At 53.8% G+C, this 21,511-nt stretch carries 18 protein-coding genes; 12 read left to right on the top strand and 6 right to left on the bottom strand.

All coding sequences use genetic code 11. The features are described 5' to 3' along the window. The first annotated feature begins 59 nt into the window (after positions 1-59). Entirely contained in the window at positions 60-701 is a 642-nt protein-coding gene (locus tag FE788_RS03410; RefSeq protein WP_138379322.1) for a hypothetical protein, read from the top strand. A 235-nt stretch (positions 702-936) separates the two neighbouring features. Here FE788_RS03410 and FE788_RS03405 read toward each other — a convergent pair whose 3' ends face one another. Further along, complete coding sequence (locus tag FE788_RS03405) at positions 937-2,121, bottom strand: sensor histidine kinase (protein ID WP_168190245.1); 1,185 nt, start codon at positions 2,119-2,121, stop codon at positions 937-939. 571 nt (positions 2,122-2,692) lie between these two features. Between FE788_RS03405 and FE788_RS03400 the strand changes: the two genes are divergently transcribed. Continuing rightward, the gene (locus tag FE788_RS03400) at positions 2,693-3,373 is read left to right on the top strand and encodes a LuxR C-terminal-related transcriptional regulator (protein WP_138379320.1); all 681 of its coding nucleotides are present in this window, start codon (positions 2,693-2,695) and stop codon (positions 3,371-3,373) included. 62 nt (positions 3,374-3,435) lie between these two features. Here FE788_RS03400 and ettA read toward each other — a convergent pair whose 3' ends face one another. From ettA to FE788_RS03380, 4 genes are all read right to left on the bottom strand, one after another. Beyond that, the gene (ettA, locus tag FE788_RS03395) at positions 3,436-5,115 is read right to left on the bottom strand and encodes an energy-dependent translational throttle protein EttA (protein WP_138379319.1); all 1,680 of its coding nucleotides are present in this window, start codon (positions 5,113-5,115) and stop codon (positions 3,436-3,438) included. Between the two features lie 86 nt (positions 5,116-5,201). After that, positions 5,202-6,521, bottom strand: a complete 1,320-nt coding sequence (locus tag FE788_RS03390) for a Xaa-Pro dipeptidase (RefSeq protein ID WP_425462973.1) — start codon at positions 6,519-6,521, stop codon at positions 5,202-5,204. 90 nt (positions 6,522-6,611) lie between these two features. Continuing rightward, positions 6,612-6,911, bottom strand: coding sequence for a hypothetical protein (locus FE788_RS03385; RefSeq protein WP_138379317.1), 300 nt, complete (start codon positions 6,909-6,911; stop codon positions 6,612-6,614). Positions 6,912-6,936: 25 nt separating this feature from the next. Then, positions 6,937-7,401: a GAF domain-containing protein gene (locus FE788_RS03380; protein ID WP_210414117.1), complete on the bottom strand. Its 465-nt coding sequence runs from the start codon at positions 7,399-7,401 to the stop codon at positions 6,937-6,939. Between the two features lie 228 nt (positions 7,402-7,629). Between FE788_RS03380 and FE788_RS03375 the strand changes: the two genes are divergently transcribed. From FE788_RS03375 to FE788_RS03330, 10 genes are all read left to right on the top strand, one after another. Next, a complete protein-coding gene (locus FE788_RS03375) occupies positions 7,630-8,010 on the top strand; it encodes a GntR family transcriptional regulator (RefSeq protein ID WP_138379316.1) in 381 nt (126 codons plus the stop codon). Between the two features lie 14 nt (positions 8,011-8,024). Continuing rightward, complete coding sequence (locus tag FE788_RS03370; RefSeq protein ID WP_138379315.1) at positions 8,025-8,888, top strand: ABC transporter ATP-binding protein; 864 nt, start codon at positions 8,025-8,027, stop codon at positions 8,886-8,888. Positions 8,889-8,911: 23 nt separating this feature from the next. Beyond that, complete coding sequence (locus FE788_RS03365; RefSeq protein WP_138379314.1) at positions 8,912-9,178, top strand: hypothetical protein; 267 nt, start codon at positions 8,912-8,914, stop codon at positions 9,176-9,178. A gap of 36 nt (positions 9,179-9,214) precedes the next feature. After that, on the top strand, positions 9,215-9,520 hold the full coding sequence (locus FE788_RS03360; protein WP_138379313.1) for a hypothetical protein: 306 nt from the start codon (positions 9,215-9,217) through the stop codon (positions 9,518-9,520). Between the two features lie 47 nt (positions 9,521-9,567). Then, positions 9,568-10,515 (top strand): hypothetical protein, encoded by a 948-nt coding sequence (locus FE788_RS03355; protein ID WP_138379312.1) that lies wholly within the window; start codon positions 9,568-9,570, stop codon positions 10,513-10,515. 274 nt (positions 10,516-10,789) lie between these two features. Next, entirely contained in the window at positions 10,790-13,915 is a 3,126-nt protein-coding gene (locus FE788_RS03350) for a TonB-dependent receptor (protein WP_138379311.1), read from the top strand. A 73-nt stretch (positions 13,916-13,988) separates the two neighbouring features. After that, positions 13,989-15,158, top strand: a complete 1,170-nt coding sequence (locus tag FE788_RS03345; RefSeq protein ID WP_138379310.1) for an alkaline phosphatase D family protein — start codon at positions 13,989-13,991, stop codon at positions 15,156-15,158. Positions 15,159-15,368: 210 nt separating this feature from the next. Further along, the gene (locus FE788_RS03340; protein WP_210414116.1) at positions 15,369-17,630 is read left to right on the top strand and encodes a TonB-dependent receptor; all 2,262 of its coding nucleotides are present in this window, start codon (positions 15,369-15,371) and stop codon (positions 17,628-17,630) included. A 49-nt stretch (positions 17,631-17,679) separates the two neighbouring features. Next, entirely contained in the window at positions 17,680-18,783 is a 1,104-nt protein-coding gene (locus FE788_RS03335) for a dienelactone hydrolase family protein (protein WP_138379309.1), read from the top strand. Positions 18,784-18,804: 21 nt separating this feature from the next. Next, positions 18,805-20,274 (top strand): M20 family peptidase, encoded by a 1,470-nt coding sequence (locus FE788_RS03330; RefSeq protein ID WP_138379308.1) that lies wholly within the window; start codon positions 18,805-18,807, stop codon positions 20,272-20,274. Positions 20,275-20,986: 712 nt separating this feature from the next. Here FE788_RS03330 and FE788_RS03325 read toward each other — a convergent pair. Then, positions 20,987-21,307: a DMT family transporter gene (locus tag FE788_RS03325; protein WP_138379307.1), complete on the bottom strand. Its 321-nt coding sequence runs from the start codon at positions 21,305-21,307 to the stop codon at positions 20,987-20,989. Positions 21,308-21,511: the final 204 nt, after the last annotated feature.

The raw sequence follows: 21,511 nt of genomic DNA, 5'->3' as shown, positions 1-21,511 counted from the left end.
TTTGACGGAAAACCCTAAATATATAAACTGTCTCCCATAAAAAATATGGGAGCCTATGGATGTCGACGGAAGAACAAAAGCTGTCCGAAGAAGAACTTCGAAGAAAAAACGCCATTATTTCCAGCCGGGTTTTCCTGCTGATGCAATGGCCGGCCTATACGGTATTGGGGCTTATGGGGATTGTTCTGCCCCTGATAACCCCGGTCGACCAAGCGGCCTTTCTGGGCAGCATGTTGCTGATCACGGCGCTGGTGCAAAGTATGATTCTGGTCAGGTACGGCATTAATCCGGGCTTTGCCTGGCGCGCTGTGGTGACGGCGATCACCTTTCTGGCCAGTTACATCACCCTGATGAACCCGTTTGACCTGAATATTCCACTGACCATGACCATCGGGGTCTATATGATGGCCACAGGATTTTACGTGGTGATCGAGGGCCGCTATTCCTTTTCCAGCCGGCATATTGAATCCGTTGTCTATTGCGGATATTTCGGCATGGCTCTGGGATTGTCGATTTTCAGCGGTTTCCCGGACACAGTATACTGGACACCGGCCACGGCGCTGGGGTTGTATCTCATTGCGCTTGGCTTTACGGCCCGTCGTTTCCTGTTAAAGAAACTGCCGGAAGACGCCTATATAGGGCCTGAGGACATCTACGACAACTGGGGCAATCACGCCCCCCACCCACCAGGCCAGGAGTAATGCCCCGGTCCCGGTCATGGGCCGTTTTTTTCCCGGCTTCTTGCGCTTGAATATCCACGGATGTATGTTGCGAATTGATGATCACATCATCCATGGATCATTTGGAAAAGGAGCGTGGCAATCCACATCCTATCGTTTAGAGTGAGTTGTGAATAATTGACATATCCGCAAAATAACTGGCTGTAAGATACCTGCTGTAAGATACATACAATGTCCGGGTCCTGCTAACCGGCTCTCATAGCAGTTTCTGGTTTTCGTCCCGGATCGGCAGGCTCACACGCACTATCGTGCCCTTGCCGGGTTCACTTTCCAGAAAAAATTCCCCCCCGTGCAGTTCCACCAGAGACCTGGTTAACGGCAACCCAAGGCCCGTTCCCTGATGACTTCGGACATGGCTGGATTGCACCTGGCCAAAGGATGATAATGCGACCTCCATTTCCTCGGGGCTCATGCCGATGCCCTCATCCCTCACTGTAATGCTTATATGTCTGCGATCCAGAGGGGTGAACGTCACCTCCACGTCCCGATCCGCATGAGAAAATTTGATGGCATTAGAAATCAGGTTGGCAAGAATCTGCTTGAGGGCCTTTTCATCCACAAAAACCTCACCGATCTTTTCGGGACAGATCATCACCAGACGCACCCCAGCCGCCTTGGCCATGGGCAGAAATTCATAACGGATATTCTCGATAATCGTTTCCATATCCGCATATGCCTTGACCAGCTCATACCGGCCGGCTTCCACCTTGGACAGGTCCAGCACATCATTGACCAGATTCAGCAAACGGTTGCCGCTGATATGAATATAGCGGGCGTAATCCAGATATTTTTCATGGCCAATGTCTCCGAAAAGCTGCTGCTGAAGCATTTCGGAATAGCCGATAATGGCATTGAGCGGCGTGCGCAATTCATGGCTCATATTGGCCAGAAAGTCACTTTTGGCCTTGTTGGCCCGGATCGCTTTGAAAGTGGCCTCCCGGGCTTTTTTTTCGGCCTCCTTACGGCGGCTGATGTCCCGCAGCGTGCCAATAAAATAGCGGCTGCCACGCACAAAGGTTTCCGAAATCCGCAACTCAAAGGGCGTAAGATCCCCTGATTTTTTCCGGCACATAACATCCCGACCGATGCCGATAATATGCGCCTGGCCGGTTTCAGCATAATCTTTTACGTATTTGTCATGCTGCCCCTGTTCTTTTACGGGCATAAGCATACGGATGTTCCGGCCCAGCATCTCTTCCGGCCGATACCCAAGAAGCTTTTCCGTTACCGGATTGACATAAAGGATATCGGCCCGTTCATCGGTCAGCACAACTGCATCGGTCACTTCTTCGACAATCAACCTGAAAAAACCGTCCTGGCCTTCAATCAGCGGACACAACGCATCAACCTCCTTTTCCAGAAGGTTCAGTTCCGACTCCAATTGGCTCTCCTGAACGGAGGCGTCATTGTCCAGAAAATTTTTTTCGAGTGAAGCGATCCGGTTTCTGAGAGAAGATAGCCTTTGCTGGAAGTTTTCCCGTCCCGTCTGGCGCGAGGGGGGCCAATTCATATATTCGTCAAACTCAGAAAGGCCCGGTTGTTTTTTCCCGGGTTGCTTTTTCCCCGATCGTTTTTCCTCAAGGGTTTTTGACATACTGTACTACGGACGGACAGCCCACATCGCTCCCGCTGTTGGGGTGTCCTACTGTCCCCTTCTTGCCTGAATTACATCATTTCATCTTCTCCCCCGATTTTGAAATGATATTATTGTTATTTTTTATATATTAATAATATATATCCCACTTTGCAATCAAGCAAATGGCCTATCTCCTTCATCACATAAGATATATACCTTTTAGAAACTATATCTTAATATCTTTGATAGTATAATGCCCTACAATAACAAGATATCGTTGTCGTCTTTTCAGACAAGGGAGGGGACATGCAAGAAAACACCTCAAAGCAGTCATGTCCCGAGGCAGACGTGAGACTAGACCGGAATAGTAAAAGTAATGCGTACCTTATTAATTGACGAATATGACCTGTGCCGGGACGGAATGAAGATCCTGCTTCAGGACACCTTCCAAGAGGCAACAGTCAGCGAAGCCTGTTCCATTGACGCAGGACTCAAGCTGTTGTCAGACCAGCACCATGATTTGATCATGGTTGACCTGGACAGCCGGTCTCTGTCAGCCAGTGAAGTCATTGATCGTATCATGACAGCAGCAGGGAATACGCCGGTCATTGCCATGGCCCAGGTTTTTCCGCCGCTAGTAACGTCTTATGCGATTGAAAAAGGCGTGTCGGCCTGCCTGAACAAACTGACCCAGAAAAAAAACGCCAAGCTCATCTTGCAGCTAGTGATGGCGGGAGGACGCTATTTCCCCCCGGAAATTCTGGCGGAAAGCCTGGCGGACACGCAGGAGCAGGTGCAGGCCTGTCCCGTAAAATATGACCGGGATTCCTGCCCGTTAATAAACCAGGACAGACCATTGATTGCCCCCCGCCTTACCAGACGGCAGCTTCAGGTGCTCAAAAGCATCGCCGAAGGCAAATCCAACAAGGTAATCGCCCGGGAAATGAATATCACCGCCGGCACCGTTAAGGTCCATGTGGCCGCTATTCTGAAAACCCTCAAGGCCAGCAATCGCACCCAGGCCGTGAACATTGCCACACATATGAAACTGATATGAGGGGCCGGCACTGTCGCTCGCCTGGCCTAGAGTGAATTGTGAATAGGGTGGCTCAATTCACTCTAACGGGTCAGCTTTTTATATTGCAGACGATGGGGCCGATCGGCTTCCGCCCCGAGACGCCGGCGACGATCCGCTTCATACTCCTGATAATTACCTTCAAACCACACCACCTGGGAATTGCCTTCATAGGCCAGGATATGGGTGGCAATCCGGTCCAGGAAGAAACGATCGTGGGAGATGATCACGGCGCAGCCCGCAAAATCCTCCAGCGCAGCTTCCAGGGCGGACAGGGTTTCCACATCCAAATCGTTGGTTGGTTCGTCCAGCAGCAGCACATTGGCCGGTTTGCGCAACATCTTGGCCATATGGACCCGGTTGCGTTCCCCGCCGGAAAGCTGTCCGACCTTTTTCTGTTGATCCGACCCCTTGAAGTTGAAATTGCTCACATAAGCCCGGGTGGAGACTTCCCGGCCGTTGAAATCAAACACATCCAGGCCTTCAGAAATTTCTTCCCATACGGTCTTGTTATCATTCAGCGCGTCGCGGCTTTGGTCCACATAACCAAGCTGTACCGTCTCGCCCAAACGCAGGGCCCCGGAATCCGGCTGTTCCTGACCGGTAATCATACGAAACAGTGTGGTTTTCCCGGCGCCGTTAGGCCCGATTACGCCGACGATCCCGCCCGGCGGTAGTTTGAAATTCAGTCCCTCAAACAACAGCTTGTCGCCATACGCTTTGGTCAGATTTTCGGCCTCAATCACCACTTGGCCAAGTCGGGGTCCCACAGGAATCATGATCTGGGCGCTGTCGGGGCGGCGCTCTTTTGATTGCGCCAAAAGCTCGTCATAAGCCTTAATCCGCGCCTTGCTTTTGGCCTGACGCGCCTTCGGACTCTGGCGAATCCATTCGAGTTCGCGTTTCAGGGTGCGCTGACGGGCCTGTTCGCTCCTAGCTTCCTGCTGCAGGCGTTTTTCCTTCATTTCCAGCCAGGCGGAATAGTTGCCCTCAAACGGGTAGGCATGGCCCCGGTCCAGTTCCAGCACCCAGCCCACCACATTGTCCAGGAAATAACGGTCGTGGGTCACCAGAATGACGGTACCGGCATAATCCTGGAGATGGCGTTCCAGCCAAGCCACGCTTTCCGCATCCAAATGGTTGGTCGGCTCGTCCAGAAGAAGAATATCCGGCTTTTCCAGCAACAGCCGGCACAATGCCACCCGGCGGCGCTCTCCGCCGCTCAGCTTGCTGACCTCCGCCTCCCCCGGCGGGCAGCGCAGGGCATCCATCGCCAGTTCCACCTTGCTGTCCAGGTCCCAGGCATCGGCCGCATCAATTTTTTCCTGCAATTCGCCCTGCTCAGCGATCAGCGCGTTCATTTCTTCATCATCCAGCGGCTCGGCAAATTTCAGACTGATTTCCTCGAACCGGTCCACAAGCCGTTTCAGTTCGCCCATGCCTTCCATGACATTCTCGAACACATTCTTGCTCGGGTCCAGCTGCGGTTCCTGCGGCAGATACCCCACTTTTACGCCGTCCGCGGCCCAGGCCTCGCCGGTAAATTCCTTATCAATGCCGGCCATGATCTTCATGAGCGTGGATTTACCAGCCCCATTGACCCCGATCACGGCAATCTTGGCACCGGGCAGGAAAGACAACGTCACGTCTTTCAGCACCTGTTTGCCACCGGGATAGGTCTTGCTGAGACCTTTCATCACAAAACTGTATTGATAAGATGCCATGTTGCGAAGTTCCTCATATAAAAAATAGCTTGCCCTCTCATACCCAATGAGAGGGCAAGGAACAAGACCTTACGGCGGCTTTGCGGTCAATTCAGCGTGTTTTTATACACAACGCCATCTTTCATCACAAACCCGACCTGCTCAAACAGAGAAAGATCCTTGAGCGGGGTGCCGCGGATCGCGATGATGTCCGCCAGATACCCTTTTTTCAGCAGGCCAAGCTCATGGTCCAACCCGAACAGAGTAGCGGTATGGTGGGTGGCGGTTTGCACGGCCTGCATTGGCGTCATGCCCCATTCCACCATCTTCGCCATCTGTTTAGCGTTGCCCCCATGGGGATAGACACCGGCATCGGTCCCATAGGACATTTTCACCCCGGCCTTGACCGCGCGTTCGAAACTCTGGCGCTGGCGCAGGCCCAGCGCTCGTTCCTTGGCGAGGGATTCTTCGGTCATGCCGTGCTTGGCGCCTTCCTGTAAAATGAAGTCATCATTATAGATGTCCATGGAAAACCAGGTCCCGTGCTTGAGCGCCAGTTTGATGCCTTCCTCATCCAGATAACTGACATGTTCGATGCTGTCGGCCCCGGCCCGGATGGCGGACTTAATGCCTTCGGTCCCATGGGCATGGACCGCCACCTTGCGGCCGGCCATATGGGCCTCTTCGACCATGGCTTTCATTTCCTCCAGGGTGAATTGCTGGGCCCCCACCCTGGTGCCCTTGGAAAACACCCCGCCGGTGCCGCAGAATTTGATCACATCAGCGCCGTATTTGATATTGCGGCGGACTTTCTGACGCACGGCCCAGGGGCCATCGGCCACCCCTTCGGCCACATCGTTATAATCATAGGGCAGCATGTTGTTGTCACAATGCCCGCCTGTGATGCTAAGCGAGGGACCGGACACCAGAAGGCGCGGCCCCGGCACGTCCCCTGCGTTAATGGCATCCCTGAGCGCCACATCCGCAAACCCCGGCGCGCCCAGATTGCGCACCGTGGTAAAGCCGGCCATCAGCGTTTTTCTGGCATTGGCGACACCATACACCGTCTGGCGCGCCACGGAATGCTGTAACTGATCATATCCCCAGATGGGCGAGCCGATCAGATGCACATGACTGTCCATCAGCCCCGGCATCAACGTGGCCTCGGGCCCGAGATCAATGATTTTGGCCTCCTCAGGAAGCGCCATTTTGGCCTTTTGACTGACCACCTGTTTGATCCTGTTACCGTCCACCACAATCATCATGTCCTCAAGAACCCGGCCCTTTTCCACATCAATCAGATGCCCGGCCTTGATGACAATCAGACGCGCAGGCGTTGCGGCCTGTGGTTCTTCTGCCAAGGCACAGACAGAAAACGCGTGTGTAAAGGACAGGGCCGCAATCAGCCCAAAAAGCATTTTTTTCATCATGAAGTATCCCCTGGAAATATCATGTTGCAGAGCATGCCGCGTAAAAACGGATCTGTCAAAACCTGGAAGAACTAAACCTTGTCAGGTTCAGAGTAGAGCACCAGGGTTTTTCCGGTCGCGAAAGATATAGACAATCCCGTATATGAGCAGGCGCGCGATATAGGGTACAAACAGATACAGGGTCCAGCCGATAAAATTCACGGCCCCCATCAGGCCCTGCCGTTCAAGCAGAGCGCCGACGACCAGCCCTAACGGCACCATCATTGCCAGCAACGCCGTCCTGGCCAGCACCTTTTTCTGTACACGGTTGTTGTCAATGAAAGAAAAACTGCGGATCAGAATCAGCAGAAAATAAAGGATGACCAGGGTGAGAAGAATCAGCGCCATGCCATTTCCGTTCATTCATTTCCATTCATTTCCCGAAGGCCTCGCAGACCAGATATTCCAGCTTTTCCCGGTCCACCGCATCAAACGCTGCAAATTCGGTACTGTCCACATCAAAAACCGCAACCAGTTCGCCCCTGGCATCCCTCACCGGCACAACAATTTCCGAATTGGAGCGGCTGTCACAGGCAATATGACCGGGAAAGGCATGCACATCTTCGACAAGCTGGGTCTCCCCCGTTGCCGCCGCAACGCCACAGACCCCTTTGCCAAAAGGGATTCGCAGACATCCCAGCGTGCCCTGATACGGGCCAATCACCAGTTCCCCCTCTTTTTCGGCATCCACCAGATAAAAGCCGGTCCAGTAATAACTGTCAAACGCCTGCGCCAGAAGACAGCTTATGGTGGCCATTTTCGCAATGAGATTATTTTCCCCTTCGATCACCGCAAGGATTTCCCGGATCACGGAGTCGTATTTTTCTGATTTTGTCACGGCATCCTCACCTGAATCGACCTGAAATTGCTATTTCATTCAGGCTATAACACACCACCACCAAAAACAATATCATTTTAAAGTGTTGATAATAAAGGAATAATAAAAAATGCCCAAATGTTGTTTGACAAATAATGATTTAGTGTTATATATGACTACAACACTTAAACACCACAACAGTAAAACAGTTGTTACCACACTGAACCCGAATAGGATTGGAATAGGCCCGTGGCAGAACAGTGGAAAAATGATCAACCCATTTACCTTCAGCTGAAGGAGCAGGTGCGCACCATGATCATGGAAGGCACCCTTGGCGAGGGAGAAGCCCTCCCCTCCGTCCGCAAGGTGGCCGTAGAATATCAAATCAACCCGATCACCGCCTCCAAAGCCTATAGCGAATTGGTGGATGAAGGACTGGTCGAAAAAAGAAGAGGTCTTGGCATGTTTGTCATTGAAGGCGCAAGAAACAAATTACTACAGGCAGAACAGGAAAAGTTCCTGACCACCGAATGGCCGGAAATTCTACAACGCATTCGCCGCCTGGGGCTTGATCTAGACCGCCTGGTCGCGGAAAGCGCCATTACTGACAAAGACACCTCACAAGAATAAACAGGGACCGAACCATGACAACGCTGATAACCGCCCGCAATCTGAAAAAATCCTACGGCTCTTTTGAGGCCCTGAAGGGCATTGACCTCGACATTCACAAGGGTCAAATCACCGGAATCATTGGGGCGAACGGGGCCGGTAAAACCACCCTGATCAACACCATTCTGGGACTGACGGATTATGACGGCGACTTAAACGTCCTGGGCTTTGATCCGTACCGCGAACGCAATGCGCTGATGAAACAGGTCTGTTTCATTTCCGATGTGGCAACCCTGCCGAAATGGATGAAGGTGTGTGAGACGATAGACTTTGTCGAAGGCGTACATCCGGGGTTCAATCGCGACAAGGCGCTGGATTTTCTCAACGGCACGGCGGTTTCCCTGGAGAAAAAAATCCGTCAGCTGTCCAAAGGCATGATCGTTCAAGTCCATCTGGCGCTGGTGATGGCCATTGACGCCCAACTCCTGGTTCTGGATGAGCCAACCCTCGGGCTGGATATCCTGAACCGCAAGAAATTCTATCACCAGTTGCTGGAAGATTATTATGACGAGGAAAGAACCATTCTGATTACCACCCATCAGGTGGATGAAATCGAAAATCTTCTGACCGATGTCATTTTCATCCGCGAGGGCCGCATCTTGCAGGCCGCAACCATGGAACAGATTGCCGAAAGCTGGCTGATTCTGCATCCAAGGCGCGAAAATCTGGACGCTGCCCGGGCCTTGGAGCCAGTGAGCGAACGCACAACCCTGGGGCGCACCAGTATGATTTTTCACGGCCGCCCGCGGCAAGAACTTGAAGATCTTGGTGACATTTCCCGTCTGTCCCTTTCAGACCTGTTTGTCACCCTGATGAATGAAACGCAGTCCCCCGTTTAAACACACTGAAAGCGAGAAGAGCCATGACAACCCTTTTTACCGACAATATCGACCCTCAGAGCTTTTTGGGCCTGACGGCTCGCATGACAGGAAAAACCCGCCAGCGGCCCCTGCCCAAACGTGCAAAACGGCGCACTCTGGCGAATTTACAGCGACACAGCCGTGAGGTGCTGACCACCGTCGCGCTCAGCAGCCTGCTGATCGTGGCGACCATCGCCGGCGCCTCCAGTCTGCAAAGTAAATATGAAACCCAAAGAGACATAACGTCTTCCCGGACCCTGCAGTCCTAAGGCGCAGACCGGGAACCGCCAGCGAGGAGATCTACCGTGATCCGTATCTTTACCACTCAAACCGACCCTGGCACCTTTCTGGGACTGGTCCAGACACCGGCGGTTCATCGTCGCCCGCTCCGCCCGGCCCCCAAAACGCCACGATATGGACCGCGGCGGGACTCCCCTGTCAACCATGCCCTGGTCAATACCGCGCTTGCGGCCCTGCTGCTCCTAATTGGCATTATGGGTCTTTTGACCCTGAATGCCGCCCGGCAGGACACCTCCCGGGCGGGGCTGACCCCCCAACAGGCCAATGACCGCGTGGTGTTTTGCCATCTGGACAGTTGCGATCTGGCCTGAAGACCATGACCGAGACAACCATTAAAACAAGGATTCGGAGAAAAACCATGACCCCCGCGCTGCTGAAAATCACCGGATACAGCCCATTCAAGACCTTGCTGATCCGGGAGTATTGGGAAAACCGCCGCAGCATGTTCTACTGGCCGATGGTGGGCGCCGGCCTATCCGTTGCGCTGGCGCTGTTTGCCCTGTTCTATAGTAACATTCATATTAGCGACGGCGAGATCAGCATCTCCAATGAAGGGTTGGCGGTCTCCAGCTTCCTGCTTGAGGAATTGTCCGGGCTTTCCATGGAACGGCGTGGTGAAGCCATGTCCAAACTGGTTATCTCCATGGGCTTCATCATTGGCCTTGGCACATGGATCGTGATGATTTCCAACAGCCTCAGCAGCCTGTATGACGAACGTCAGGACAACAGCATTCTTTTCTGGAAGTCCATGCCCGTCTCCGATCACCAGACGGTCCTGTCCAAAATCGTCAGCAATGTTTTTGTTACCCCGCTGGTCGCCCTGCTTTTTATCTTTTTGACACAGCTGGTCATCCTTGTGCTGCTCAGTCTTTTCACCCTGGGCACTCCCTATAGCGCATGGGAACTGTTCTGGGCGCCACTCAACCTGCCGACCCTGTTTCTGAATGAACTGGTGATTGTACTGATGTACAGCCTGTGGGCCCTGCCGGTATTTGCTTACCTCATTCTGGCCTCGGCCTATGCCAAACGCACCCCGTTTCTCACCGCGGTGCTGCCGGTTGTCGTCATCACGATCATTGAAGCCATTTTTTACGACCATTCCTATCTGATGGAATGGCTGGACAACCACCTTGGCGGTGAGCTTCTGTTCCGTTACGTCACACTCGGCGATGTGGAATATTTCACCATCCTGAACAGTTTGGAAATACTTAAGACTGCAACCCTCCCGTCTTTCTGGATCGGCCTTGGCCTAGCAGGTCTCATGATCTTCGCCAGCATTCACCTGCGCCGCCGAAACAACCAGTAACGCTGTTCCTATATTGGGAGCTTAACTCCTGATATCTTCCACTGCCCCGGTCTCACCCGCCGGGGCTTTTTTTTGAGCCAACATTTCAGACCCTTTCGGGGTGGTCCCCTAAAAGAGCCCCCGTTTCAACTTTTCCTGTTTCGGCCCCGCACGCTTGTCATAAAAGCTCCACACAGCTTTCATTGCACTGCAACATATATATCTAAAAGTCACACCCCGACATCCAGTCACATTATTTACCGACGTTATTAACTATCTGACAGAGGGGAAGAAAATGTCTTTCTTCAAACAGCGTTCTTCATTTTTCAGGTCATCTACAGCCTTGTCCCTGGCCCTGCTTTCTGCGGCTACACTGAGCCTTGAGGCCCAGGCCGTGGAAACCACGTCCCGCCTGCAGGGCACCGTACTCACTCCCGCCCAATCGGCCATTGCCGACGCCACCGTCACCATCACCCATCTCCCCTCCGGCACCAAAAAGGTATTGACCACAGACAGCAACGGCCATTTCAGCGCCGCTGGGCTAAGGGTGGGCGGTCCGTACAGCGTGCTTGTGGAAGCTCCGTCCGGCAATGGCCGGGAAGACAATGTCTTCCTGACACTGGGCGAAGCATCCACCGTAACAATTACTGTAGAAGCCACCCCCCTGGAGGAAATCATCGTAACCGCTGCCGCCCAGAGCCAGCAGATCAAAATGGGCATGGCGACAATGATCGATGAAGACCGCCGTAAAGGCATTCCGGCCACCAGCCGTGATCTGCACGATTATGTGCGCATTGACCCTCTTGTCACCGTCGATCCCACCAACAGCAACGCCATCAGCATCGCCGGCAGCAATAACCGCTTCAACAGCCTGACCATTGACGGCGTGAAACAAAATGACGATTTCGGCCTCAATAACGGCGGTTATCCGACCCAGCGCAGCCCCATTATCCTCGACGTAATCGACCAGTTATCCGTCAATGCCGCCCCCTTTGATGTGGAATATGGCGGTTTCCAGGGCGGCAACATCAATGTGGTGACCAAATCCGGCACTAATGATTATCATGGATCCGCCTGGTTCTATTACCGCGATGACAGCCTCACCGGCAGTGAGCTGGACGGCGAAGACCAAATGCTGACCTTCGAGGAAAAAGTATACGGCGCCACCTTTGGCGGCCCGATCATTGAAGACAAGCTGTTTTTTATGCTGGGCTATGAAAAGCTGGAAGCCACGGAACCGTTTGACAGTGGACCGGAGGGGGCCGGATTCGCCAACAGCATCAATAATGTATCAAAGGCCGATGTGGATGAGATCATCTCGATTGCCCAAGAGGTCTATGACTACGATCCCGGGTCTTATGAAAATGCCCGCAGCCTTGACGAAACGGATGAAAAAGTCTTCGGCAAAATTGACTGGAACCTGAATGATGATCACCGCCTGGCCTTCACCTATCAGCGCGCTGAAGGCAACAACATCAACCCGCAGAACACCTCGGCCTCGCGCGGCCGCTACGGCCTGTTGTCCAACTGGTACAATAAGACCGAAACAATGAACTCCTATGCATTACAGGTTTTTTCCGACTGGTCCGAGAATTTCTCTACGGAGGTCCGGGTCTCCTACAAGGACGTTGAAACCCGGCAGGAAAGCATGACCGGCAATGATTTTGCACTGATGCAGATCAGCACGCCTGAGGGCGGCGATGTCTATCTCGGGCCGGACTTTTACCGCCATGCCAACGATCTGGAAAATGACACCTGGCAGATCAAGCTGGCCGGCACCTATTATCTGGACGCCCATGAAATTTCCGGCGGTTATGAGCGGGAGATGCTGGATATTTTCAACCTGTTCGTGCCCGGTAGCAAAGGATCCTATGTTTTTGACAGCATTGAAGATTTCAGGAACCGCAACGCTGCCTCACTAAGCTACAACAACGCCTTCAGCAATGACGCCAATGACGGCGCCGCCGCGTTCGGCTATGCCATTGACACCATTTATCTTCAGGATCGCTGGGACCTGAACGAACGGCTGACCATGATGTTTGGATTGCGCTATGAACGCTATAGCACCAGCGACACCCCGCGCCTCAATCAGGACTTTGTGGACCTGCATGGTTTTGCCAATAATGAAACCATTGACGGGCTGGATATTCTCATGCCCCGTTTCGGCTTCAACTATATGGCCACGGAACGGCTTACCTTGCGCGGGGGCGCGGGCCTGTTCAGCGGCGGCAATCCCAATGTGTGGATTTCCAACAGCTATTCCAACGATGGCGTCACCATTGTCAGCTACCGGGATAGTGACGGGGTGAGCAATGTGGACGGGTTTACTTTGCCGCAAGAGGCACTGGACGCCATCAGCAGCGGCGACGCCTCCGGCGATGTCAATTATATTGATCCCGGCTTTGAGGTGCCCCGGGCCTGGAAATTTAATCTGGCTGCGGAGTATACCCTTGATCTCGGGGCTCTGGGCGATGGTTATCATCTCACCGCAGAGGCCCTGTTAAGCCGTACGGATAAAGGCACCAAATGGGTAGATATCTGTATTGAAAAAAGCGATACGGCACCCGACGGCCGGCCGATCTATTCCAGCATCTGCAACGGCGGCGACCAGCATATCGGACTGACCAATTCCGAAGACGGGGAAAGCACGGTATTTGTCGTGTCACTGCAAAAGGAATATGACAACGGCCTCGACTTCTTCTTTTCCTATACCAATACCGATGCCAAGGATGTCAATCCGGGCACCAGTTCCACCGCATCCTCCAACTATGCCAAACTGGCCTTCAGCGACCCGAATTTCCCGGCGCTCGCCACCTCCAACTACGAAATTAAACACAAGTTCATTTTTAACATCAATTACCGTACCGAACTTGTGAAAGACCTGGAAAGCCGCTTTGGTCTGCTGTTCACCAGCCAGTCCGGCCGGCCGTTCAGTTATACCTTTGACGGCAATTCCACCTTTGGCAACCCGGATAATTACCGTGACAGCCAGCTGTTTTACGTACCGGTCGATGAAAATGATGTCCTTCTGGACGGCATTAGCTGGGAAGAACTGAACGTCTTTATCCAGGAAAGCGGTCTGGACAAATACCGCGGCAGGATTGCGCCGCGCAACGCCTTCAACGATCCCTGGGTGACCACGGTTGACTTCAGATTCAGTCAGGAACTGCCCGGTTTCTCAGAAGGACACCGCGGGGTGTTCACCTTTGACATCCAGAATCTGACCAACCTGCTGAACAATGACTGGGGCCGATATGACTATACCCCATTCCATTATGTCCAGCCAGTGGTCAGTACCGTGATTGATCCGGCAACCGGCAAATATGTCTACAGCAACCTGAACAGTTCAGCAGGGGAAAAGACCACCGACACGCTGGCGTCCCTGTGGAAGATCCGTCTGGGTCTGCGCTACGAATTCTAAGACACAACATCTCAACCGGAAGGCGGCTGTGGCCGCCTTCCTTTTTCATGTTTATGGAAAAGGATTAAGACAAATGGCCCTCAAACTCTCCCGACGCCACTTCACGCTTGGCGCTTCCGCGCTGTTTTTATCCGGCGCGATGCCCACCGCCCCCCTGTCTGCCCCGGCTTTGGCCGCGCCCCCCTCACTTTCAGACCATAACATTTCCTCACGGCGACTGGACATGATTGCTTTCGGCTCCTGCGCCAGACAGGATATGGACCAGCCGGTCTGGGACAGCATTGCGGCGCTGGAGCCGGACCTGTTCGTCTTCCTGGGGGATACGGTCTATGCGGATACGGAAAACATGGACAAAATGGCCGCGGATTACGAGCTTCTGGGTAAAAAGCCGGGCTTTCAGGCCCTAAGGCGCGGGACCCCGGTGATCGGCATCTGGGACGATCACGACTATGGGGTCAATGACGGAGATAAACACTATGTCATGAAACAGGACGCCCGGAACATCTTTCTTGATTTTTTTGAAGAACCGGCCAACTCGCCAAGACGCACCCGCAAGGGCGGCATTTACACCTCCTACCTGTTTGGGCCAGCAGGACAGCGGGTGCATATTATCCTGCCTGATTTGCGCTATGAACGGGACCGGTTGCCCTATGGATACACCAAGGAAGAATTTCACAAGCGGGTAAAAATGGGTTATGGCCCCTATCGCCCGCTCTCGGATCCTTCCACCCGCCTTATGAGCGAGACACAATGGCAATGGCTGGAACAGGAACTGCGCCGGCCCGCTGAAATCAAAATCATCGGCAGCAGCATCCAGTTCGTCGCGGCCACCTCCGGCTGGGAAGGCTGGGCCCAGTTCCCCCATGAACGGGCCCGCCTGATCCGTCTGATCAACACGACCGGCGCCCAGGGTGTGTTTTTTATCAGCGGCGACATCCATCGGGGTGAATTTTCCCTGCTGCCGGTAACAAAAACGGGGAACATGCCGACGCCGGCCTATCCGCTCTGGGATTTTACCTCCAGCGGGCTCAAGGCATCCGTCTATCCCGGCATTAATCCCAATCACCGGCGGTTTAACAACCTGTATTACGACCGGGAAAATTTTGGCCTGATTTACATTGATTGGGGTCTAGAAGACCCGCAGATCACCGCCGAAATCCGCAATGAAGACGGACAGATGGTGCTGCAACATTCCTTCCGACTCAACTTATTACAGCATACATCTTCAAAAACAAAAGGTTGAGGTTGCATTTCCAGTTTGACATGATAACCTCTTAAAAACGTTCGTTTTAGTACATGAAACAGAAAAAGACTATGGCATCCTGCCATGGTCTTTTCGCGCCTCAGGCACCAGAAATGGCCTCTAAAAACTTCGGATAAAAAAATCAGGACGGCACTAACGATAAAATAAGAATTAGGGCGTAGAATCCGTTAAAATTTTGGGAGAAATACTGTGAACTACACCATAGGAACAACCATGTCCCTGACCACGCTTGGCGCTATTCTGGCAACGGCCTTACCCGCCAGTGCACAAAACGCCGCCGTGCCGGGAACGCCCCCTGCATCAGCCTTTGAGGAAATTGTGGTCACGGCCCAGAAACGGGCCCAGAAAATTTCCGAAGTCCCCATTGCCATTTCCGCCTTCAGCCAGGAGAATATCGAACAGACCGGCATTACCCAACTGCGGGAAGTGGCCGACTTCATTCCCAATTTGCAAATCTCCCGGGGAACAGACTTTACCTCAAGCATCACCATCCGCGGGGTCGGCGCCAACAGCCGCAACATCGGCTTTGATACCCGCGTGGGGGTCTATCTGGACGGGGTCTATCTGGGCCAGTCCCCGGCCATCAATCAGGAACTGGTGGATCTGGAGCGTATGGAGGTACTGCGTGGTCCCCAAGGCACCTTGTTCGGCAAAAATACCGTCGCCGGGGCCATCAGCCTGGTTTCACGCAAACCGACCGATGAACTGGAAGGTCGGTTCAGCGCCGCCCTCGGCAATCTCGACGCGCGGGAATTTCAGGGCCATCTTAATGTGCCACTTGGCGAAACAGTGGCCGCAAAAATTTCGTTGAGCAAACAGGACCGGGATGGTTATATCAGGAACCTTCATACCGGCAACAAGCTCAATGCCCGGGATTCCTTTGCCTGGCGCGCCCAGCTTCGGGCCGGGCTAAGCGACAGTCTGGAATTGAATCTGGCCGTGGACGGTCTTCATTCAGATCGCCTGTCCTTTCTCGGCGAACCGTCCACCGATACCTTTGCCGTTACCCTGTCTGATACGCCCGATCCCTATGTGACAAACACCGGCACGGATACTTCTGAAGACCGGGACATTTATGGCGGCAATATCAATCTGGATTACCAGTTTGATAATGGCTACAGCCTCAAATCCATTACCGCCTATCGCAAAACCGAGATTTTCTATATCAATGATTCCGATTATGCCGTAGCAGACTGGATCACCATTGAATATGACGACAGTTACAAACAGTTTTCCCAGGAATTTCAGCTGCTTTCCCCGGGCGAAGGGCCGCTGAATTATGTCCTGGGCCTGTATTATTTTTACCAAAGCGGCGACACCCGGCGCGACGCCCGGGTTGGTGAGGACATTTTCCCGTTTGAACCAGGGCTGATTGCTGCAGGACTGGGATTCCTGGTTCCAGTGCATGGCAGCACCATTTTTAATCAGGGCACGGTAAAAACCAACAGCTACGCCGCCTATCTTAACGGCGGATATGACATTACGGAACGGCTCCAGCTCGGCTTCGGACTGCGGTATACTTATGAAGAAAAAGATGTGGATTGGCTGCTTGATGGCCGCACCTCGGGCCTGTTCCGCATCGCCTCCACCGACGGCACTCTGCGGGACGAGCGCAGCGATGAACATCTGTCCCATACCCTCAGTATAGGGTATGAATTTACCGAAAACTTCAACAGTTATGTCAAATATTCCACGGGGTTCAAAAGCGGTGGTTTCAATCTGGACTATGTCACCGCCGATACCCTGGCCGAAGGGATTGATTTTGACAAGGAAACCGTGGACAGTTTTGAGCTGGGGCTGAAAGCCAATTTCCTGGACAACCGGGTGATCCTGAATCTGGCGGCTTTTCTGTCCAAATTCGATGATTACCAGGTCAATCAGTTCATTGAACTGGGGGACGGCTCTTCCATCACCATCAAAAATGCCGCCGAGGTGGAAACCAAGGGGGTGGAAGCCGAACTGATTTACCGCCCCCTGGACAGCCTCGAAATTCAGGCTTCCGCCGGGTATCTGGACGCCACCTTTAATGATTTTCCCGATGCGCTGGGTCGCGGCGGCAATGCGGCGGGCAATGACCTGATCAATGCGCCGGAGTGGAATTATGCCGTGAGCATACAATATGTTGACGACATTCCCGATTTTGACGCACAGCTTCTTCTGCGCGGCGACGTCACTCATTCCAGCGGTTATTTCACAACGGTGGAAAATATAAAAACCATCACCACAGCGATGGGGAACAGCGTCGATTTCGGATATATCGAACCGATTACTCTGGTCAACGGTCGTATCGGGCTGGCCTCGCTCAATGAAACCTGGGAAATATATTTGTGGGGACGCAACCTGTTCGACAAAAAACAGCCCATAGACAATATTCGTGATTTCTTTAATACGATCGTCGAAAACTATTCCGAACCCCGGACCTATGGCGTTGAGCTGATTTGGAATTTCTAACCACCTTTGAGGGGAGATTCGTCCCCCTCTTCAGTCAAGGGAAAAGCTCTTGTTGGGACACCTTCTTCAACGTTTTATGTTTCTCGTCGCAATAAGTCTTGCGGGATACGCAACAACAATCGCCGCAGAAAGCACCATCAAACCGTTGCTGCCGCCCCTGCCGGCCTATCCCGCCCCACAGAAAAATCCAAACCCAGCAGATCAGGGGGAACTGTATTTTTCCTCCACAACCCCCGGGGAATATAAATGGCTTCTTTATCCTGATGACAGCGTCGTTCCCACCACGGTCAAGGGAACCCTGTTCCTGCCCAAACAAGCGTCCCTCCAAAATCCCGTTCCCGCAATGGTGATCCTGCATGGCAGCGGCGGTGTTCAGGACAGCCGCGAAATGGCCTATGGCCGGGAACTGGCGGCTCAGGGCATTGCTGGTTTTGTCGTTCATTCCTATGAAGCCCGGGGGGTGACCGAAGTAACGTCTTACGGGGAACGGGTTACCCTTGTGACCGATGCGGATGAAGTCGCCGATGCCTATGCGGCATTAAAATTTCTCAACCGCCACCCGGCCATCCGTGCCGATCGCATTGGCGTGATGGGGTTTTCCTATGGCGGCATGGCCACCCGCGCCGCCCTGGACCAGCGTATTTATGATACCCAGGCCGAAGGCGTAGCGCCCTTTGCCCTGCATCTGGATTATTATGGTCCCTGCCATTTTGACCTGCAAACCACCGAAACCACCGGCGCGCCGCTCTACAGCCTACGCGGAGCGGAAGACGGCTCCAACGATCTGGTGGCCTGCGCCCTGCTGGAACAAAAACTGCGTCAAGCGGGCTCCCCTGTCGGCAGCCACATCTTCCCCAGCGCCGGCCATGCCTGGGAGATGGAACGCACCCGCGCCTTTGTCTCCACCCTGAACCCGGCCCCCTGCCATCAGATTCTCACGGCGGACGGCAACTGGATCATCAACGGCACATTTCTGGACCTCAGTGACGCCCGGACCCGGGAAGATAAATATCATCTGCGCCAGCGGGTGCTGAAACATATGAAGGATCAGTGCATGTCCGACGGCTATATCATAGGACAGGACAAACAAGTCCATAAACTGTCCAACGATCTGCTGAAAATCCTGATCAACCGACATTTGCTGGCAGAATAAATTCCACTGTGGGAGAGTGAAATGAAAAAGGGGATTTATGTTGTAACAGGCGGACTGGCGCTTTTGGCGGCCTATCTTGTGTTGCCGGTCAGCTTTCTCGCGCCGCCGGAAGTGCCGTCGTCTGAAACCGCCCCGCCCTCCCCGGTGGCAGCGCTGGACCGGGACGCAGCACTGACCCGTTTATCCCGGGCCATTTCCTTCAGGACCGTCTCCCCCCAAAACCCGGAAGATTTTGATCCGGTGCCGTTTCGGGAACTGCATAGCTTTCTGGAACACTCTTTTCCGCTGGTCCACCGAAATCTGCGCAAACAGGTCTTTAACGAACACAGTCTGCTTTATACCTGGGTGGGCCGCAACCCCGATCTGAAGCCGGCATTGTTGATGAATCATCTGGATGTGGTGCCGGTGCTTTATCCTGATCGCTGGACCCATCCCCCCTTTTCTGGCGTCATGGCCGAGGGGTATATCTGGGGCCGGGGAACGCTGGACGACAAGGGCGGCGTGATGGCCATACTGGAGGCCGCGGAACATCTGCTGCAGCAGGGGTTTCAACCGGAACGCACCATCTATTTCCTGTTCGGCCATGACGAAGAAGTCGGCAGTCCCGAGGGCGGCGCCGCCACCATCGGCCGTCATCTGCAGGAACAGGGCATCAGGCTGGATTTCGTGTTGGATGAAGGCATGGTCATCTCGGACGGCCTGTTACCGGATCTGTCCTTGCCCGTGGCGCTCATTGGCATTGCGGAAAAAGGATACCTGGACCTGAAACTCACCGCCCACGGACCCGGCGGTCATTCCAGCATGCCTAAACACAACACCAGTATCGAACGCTTAAGCCGGGCGCTCACCCGGCTTTACGACACCCCCCTGCCCCAACACATGGACTATATCGAAAAACTGGCCGACAATCTGAAATATTATATGCCGTTCGGCAGGAAACTGGCCTTTCATCACTTTGATCTTCTGGAAGGCATACTGAAAGTGGCGCTCAGCAACAATGAAACCCTGTCGCCCTTCATGCGCACCACCACCGCGCCCACCATCCTGCGCGCCGGGGAAAAATCCAACGTCATTCCCGCACAGGCCAGCGCCATCATCAATTTCCGCATCATTCCGGGGGAAACCAGCGATGATGTGGTCGAAAGGGTACGCAACGTCATTGACGACCCCCAGATCACAATTGAAAAACAGGACTTTATTGACCCGTCCCCGGTATCCGATACCAACAGCGCCGCGTTCCATGCCATCCGCGACAGCATCCTCGAAACGGCAGGATCGGAACAGATGGCGACCACTCCGCAACTGGTCACCGCCGCCACCGATTCCCGGTTTCTCACCCAAGTGGCCGACAACATCTATCGCTTTCAATATGTGCATATGACGCCGGAACTGCTCAGCGGCTATCATGGCATCAATGAGCGCCTGCCGGTTCGGGATTATTTCAGCATGATCGAGTTTTACGCCCGGCTGATGCAAAAAGTGGGGCGTTAGAGGGAATCCTGATAAGATAAACTCGTCACGTGCGACAGTGAGGCTGTCCTTGCCGACGTCGCAGCCGTACACGGGGCCATGAGAAACGGGGCCATGATGCCCGGGACCATGAGGAACGTGAGGGGCAGAAACGGAAGGGGCGGAAACGAGATCGGGAGGCGGGGGAAGACTGGCGGTTTGGGTCATGGTCTGGTATCCTTTTCTGGCTTGGGATTGTCTGCGGGCGTCTACAGCCCCCTCAACACATCAAGCGGGATGAAAAGCGGACCAGTGGCCTTGATGACGACGGGCGTAAAAGCCCTATTGCGAGACGGCGCACTGGCCCACATCGGGGGGCAGGAGGCCTCCTGCCTCCCCGACATCCGCAGTATGGCGGATCCCATACATATAGCAAAATTTAAACAGACAATCGCGAGCTCCGAAGCCCTCTTCCGTCGCTCCCACGCAGGCGGGAGCCCAGAGTCCGCTAAAAACTCCCCAAAACCAGCGAGACGTTTTATTTATGAGCTGGATTGCCGCCTTCGCGGCAATGACACAGGAAGGGGCAATGACGCAGGAAGGGGAGGCAAGAACAATGAAGGGAAAACGTCATCGTGAACCCGCGCCATATATCTTGGGAAAGGGGGGCGGCGATCCAGAGGGGGCGAATGACCCCCTTCTGATATAGAGTGAATTGTGCATAGGTTGACCCATTTTGGCGGTCAGGTCTGGTTCAGGAGTTGGTCACCAGTTTAAGCCCTAGAATGCCGGACACGATCAACGCGACACAGAGCAGCCGCGCCGCGGTCATGGCCTCACCGAACAGAAGGATGCCCAGCACCACGGCGCCCACCGCGCCAATGCCGGTCCAGACCGCATAGGCGGTGCCCATGGGCAGGTTCTTCATAGCGGCGGACAACAGATAAAAACTGAAAAACATGGCCAGACCGGTGGCGAGGGAAATAACCGGGCGGGTGAACCCTTCGGAATATTTCATGCCCACGACCCAGCCCACTTCCAGAAGCCCCGCCACAAACAGATAAACCCAGCTCATCTTTTACCCTTTCATATAATTTACCCGCCGTTTCCGGCCATTCAGGACATGACACTCCCTTGCCGGCCCATATCCTTCTTGCAGCCGGATATAAGATCCCCCCCGGTTTCTGTCAATGATCCCTAGCGGGTGGCGCGGCGGCTGCCCCGCTGAGATCAGCGGGCATTTTCCTTGACTTATATCAAACCGGCAGCCCACATTCCG

The organism is Luteithermobacter gelatinilyticus (assembly GCF_005849285.1).
Lineage (GTDB): Bacteria > Pseudomonadota > Alphaproteobacteria > Sphingomonadales > Emcibacteraceae > Luteithermobacter > Luteithermobacter gelatinilyticus.
The sequence above is the reverse complement of the archived record's forward strand: the minus strand, read 5'-3'. Positions and strand labels throughout refer to the sequence as shown.

Bases quoted from the DNA above. Each gene is read 5' to 3' on its own strand.
- FE788_RS03350 (WP_138379311.1), top strand. From the start codon at position 10,790: ATGTCTTTCTTCAAACAGCGTTCTTCATTTTTCAGGTCATCTACAGCC.
- FE788_RS03345 (WP_138379310.1), top strand. From the start codon at position 13,989: ATGGCCCTCAAACTCTCCCGACGCCACTTCACGCTTGGCGCTTCCGCG.
- FE788_RS03325 (WP_138379307.1), bottom strand. From the start codon at position 21,307: ATGAGCTGGGTTTATCTGTTTGTGGCGGGGCTTCTGGAAGTGGGCTGG.
- FE788_RS03355 (WP_138379312.1), top strand. From the start codon at position 9,568: ATGACCCCCGCGCTGCTGAAAATCACCGGATACAGCCCATTCAAGACC.
- FE788_RS03330 (WP_138379308.1), top strand. From the start codon at position 18,805: ATGAAAAAGGGGATTTATGTTGTAACAGGCGGACTGGCGCTTTTGGCG.
- FE788_RS03390 (WP_425462973.1), bottom strand. From the start codon at position 6,521: ATGAAAAAAATGCTTTTTGGGCTGATTGCGGCCCTGTCCTTTACACAC.
- FE788_RS03385 (WP_138379317.1), bottom strand. From the start codon at position 6,911: ATGGCGCTGATTCTTCTCACCCTGGTCATCCTTTATTTTCTGCTGATT.
- FE788_RS03410 (WP_138379322.1), top strand. From the start codon at position 60: ATGTCGACGGAAGAACAAAAGCTGTCCGAAGAAGAACTTCGAAGAAAA.
- ettA (WP_138379319.1), bottom strand. From the start codon at position 5,115: ATGGCATCTTATCAATACAGTTTTGTGATGAAAGGTCTCAGCAAGACC.
- FE788_RS03400 (WP_138379320.1), top strand. From the start codon at position 2,693: ATGCGTACCTTATTAATTGACGAATATGACCTGTGCCGGGACGGAATG.
- FE788_RS03370 (WP_138379315.1), top strand. From the start codon at position 8,025: ATGACAACGCTGATAACCGCCCGCAATCTGAAAAAATCCTACGGCTCT.
- FE788_RS03365 (WP_138379314.1), top strand. From the start codon at position 8,912: ATGACAACCCTTTTTACCGACAATATCGACCCTCAGAGCTTTTTGGGC.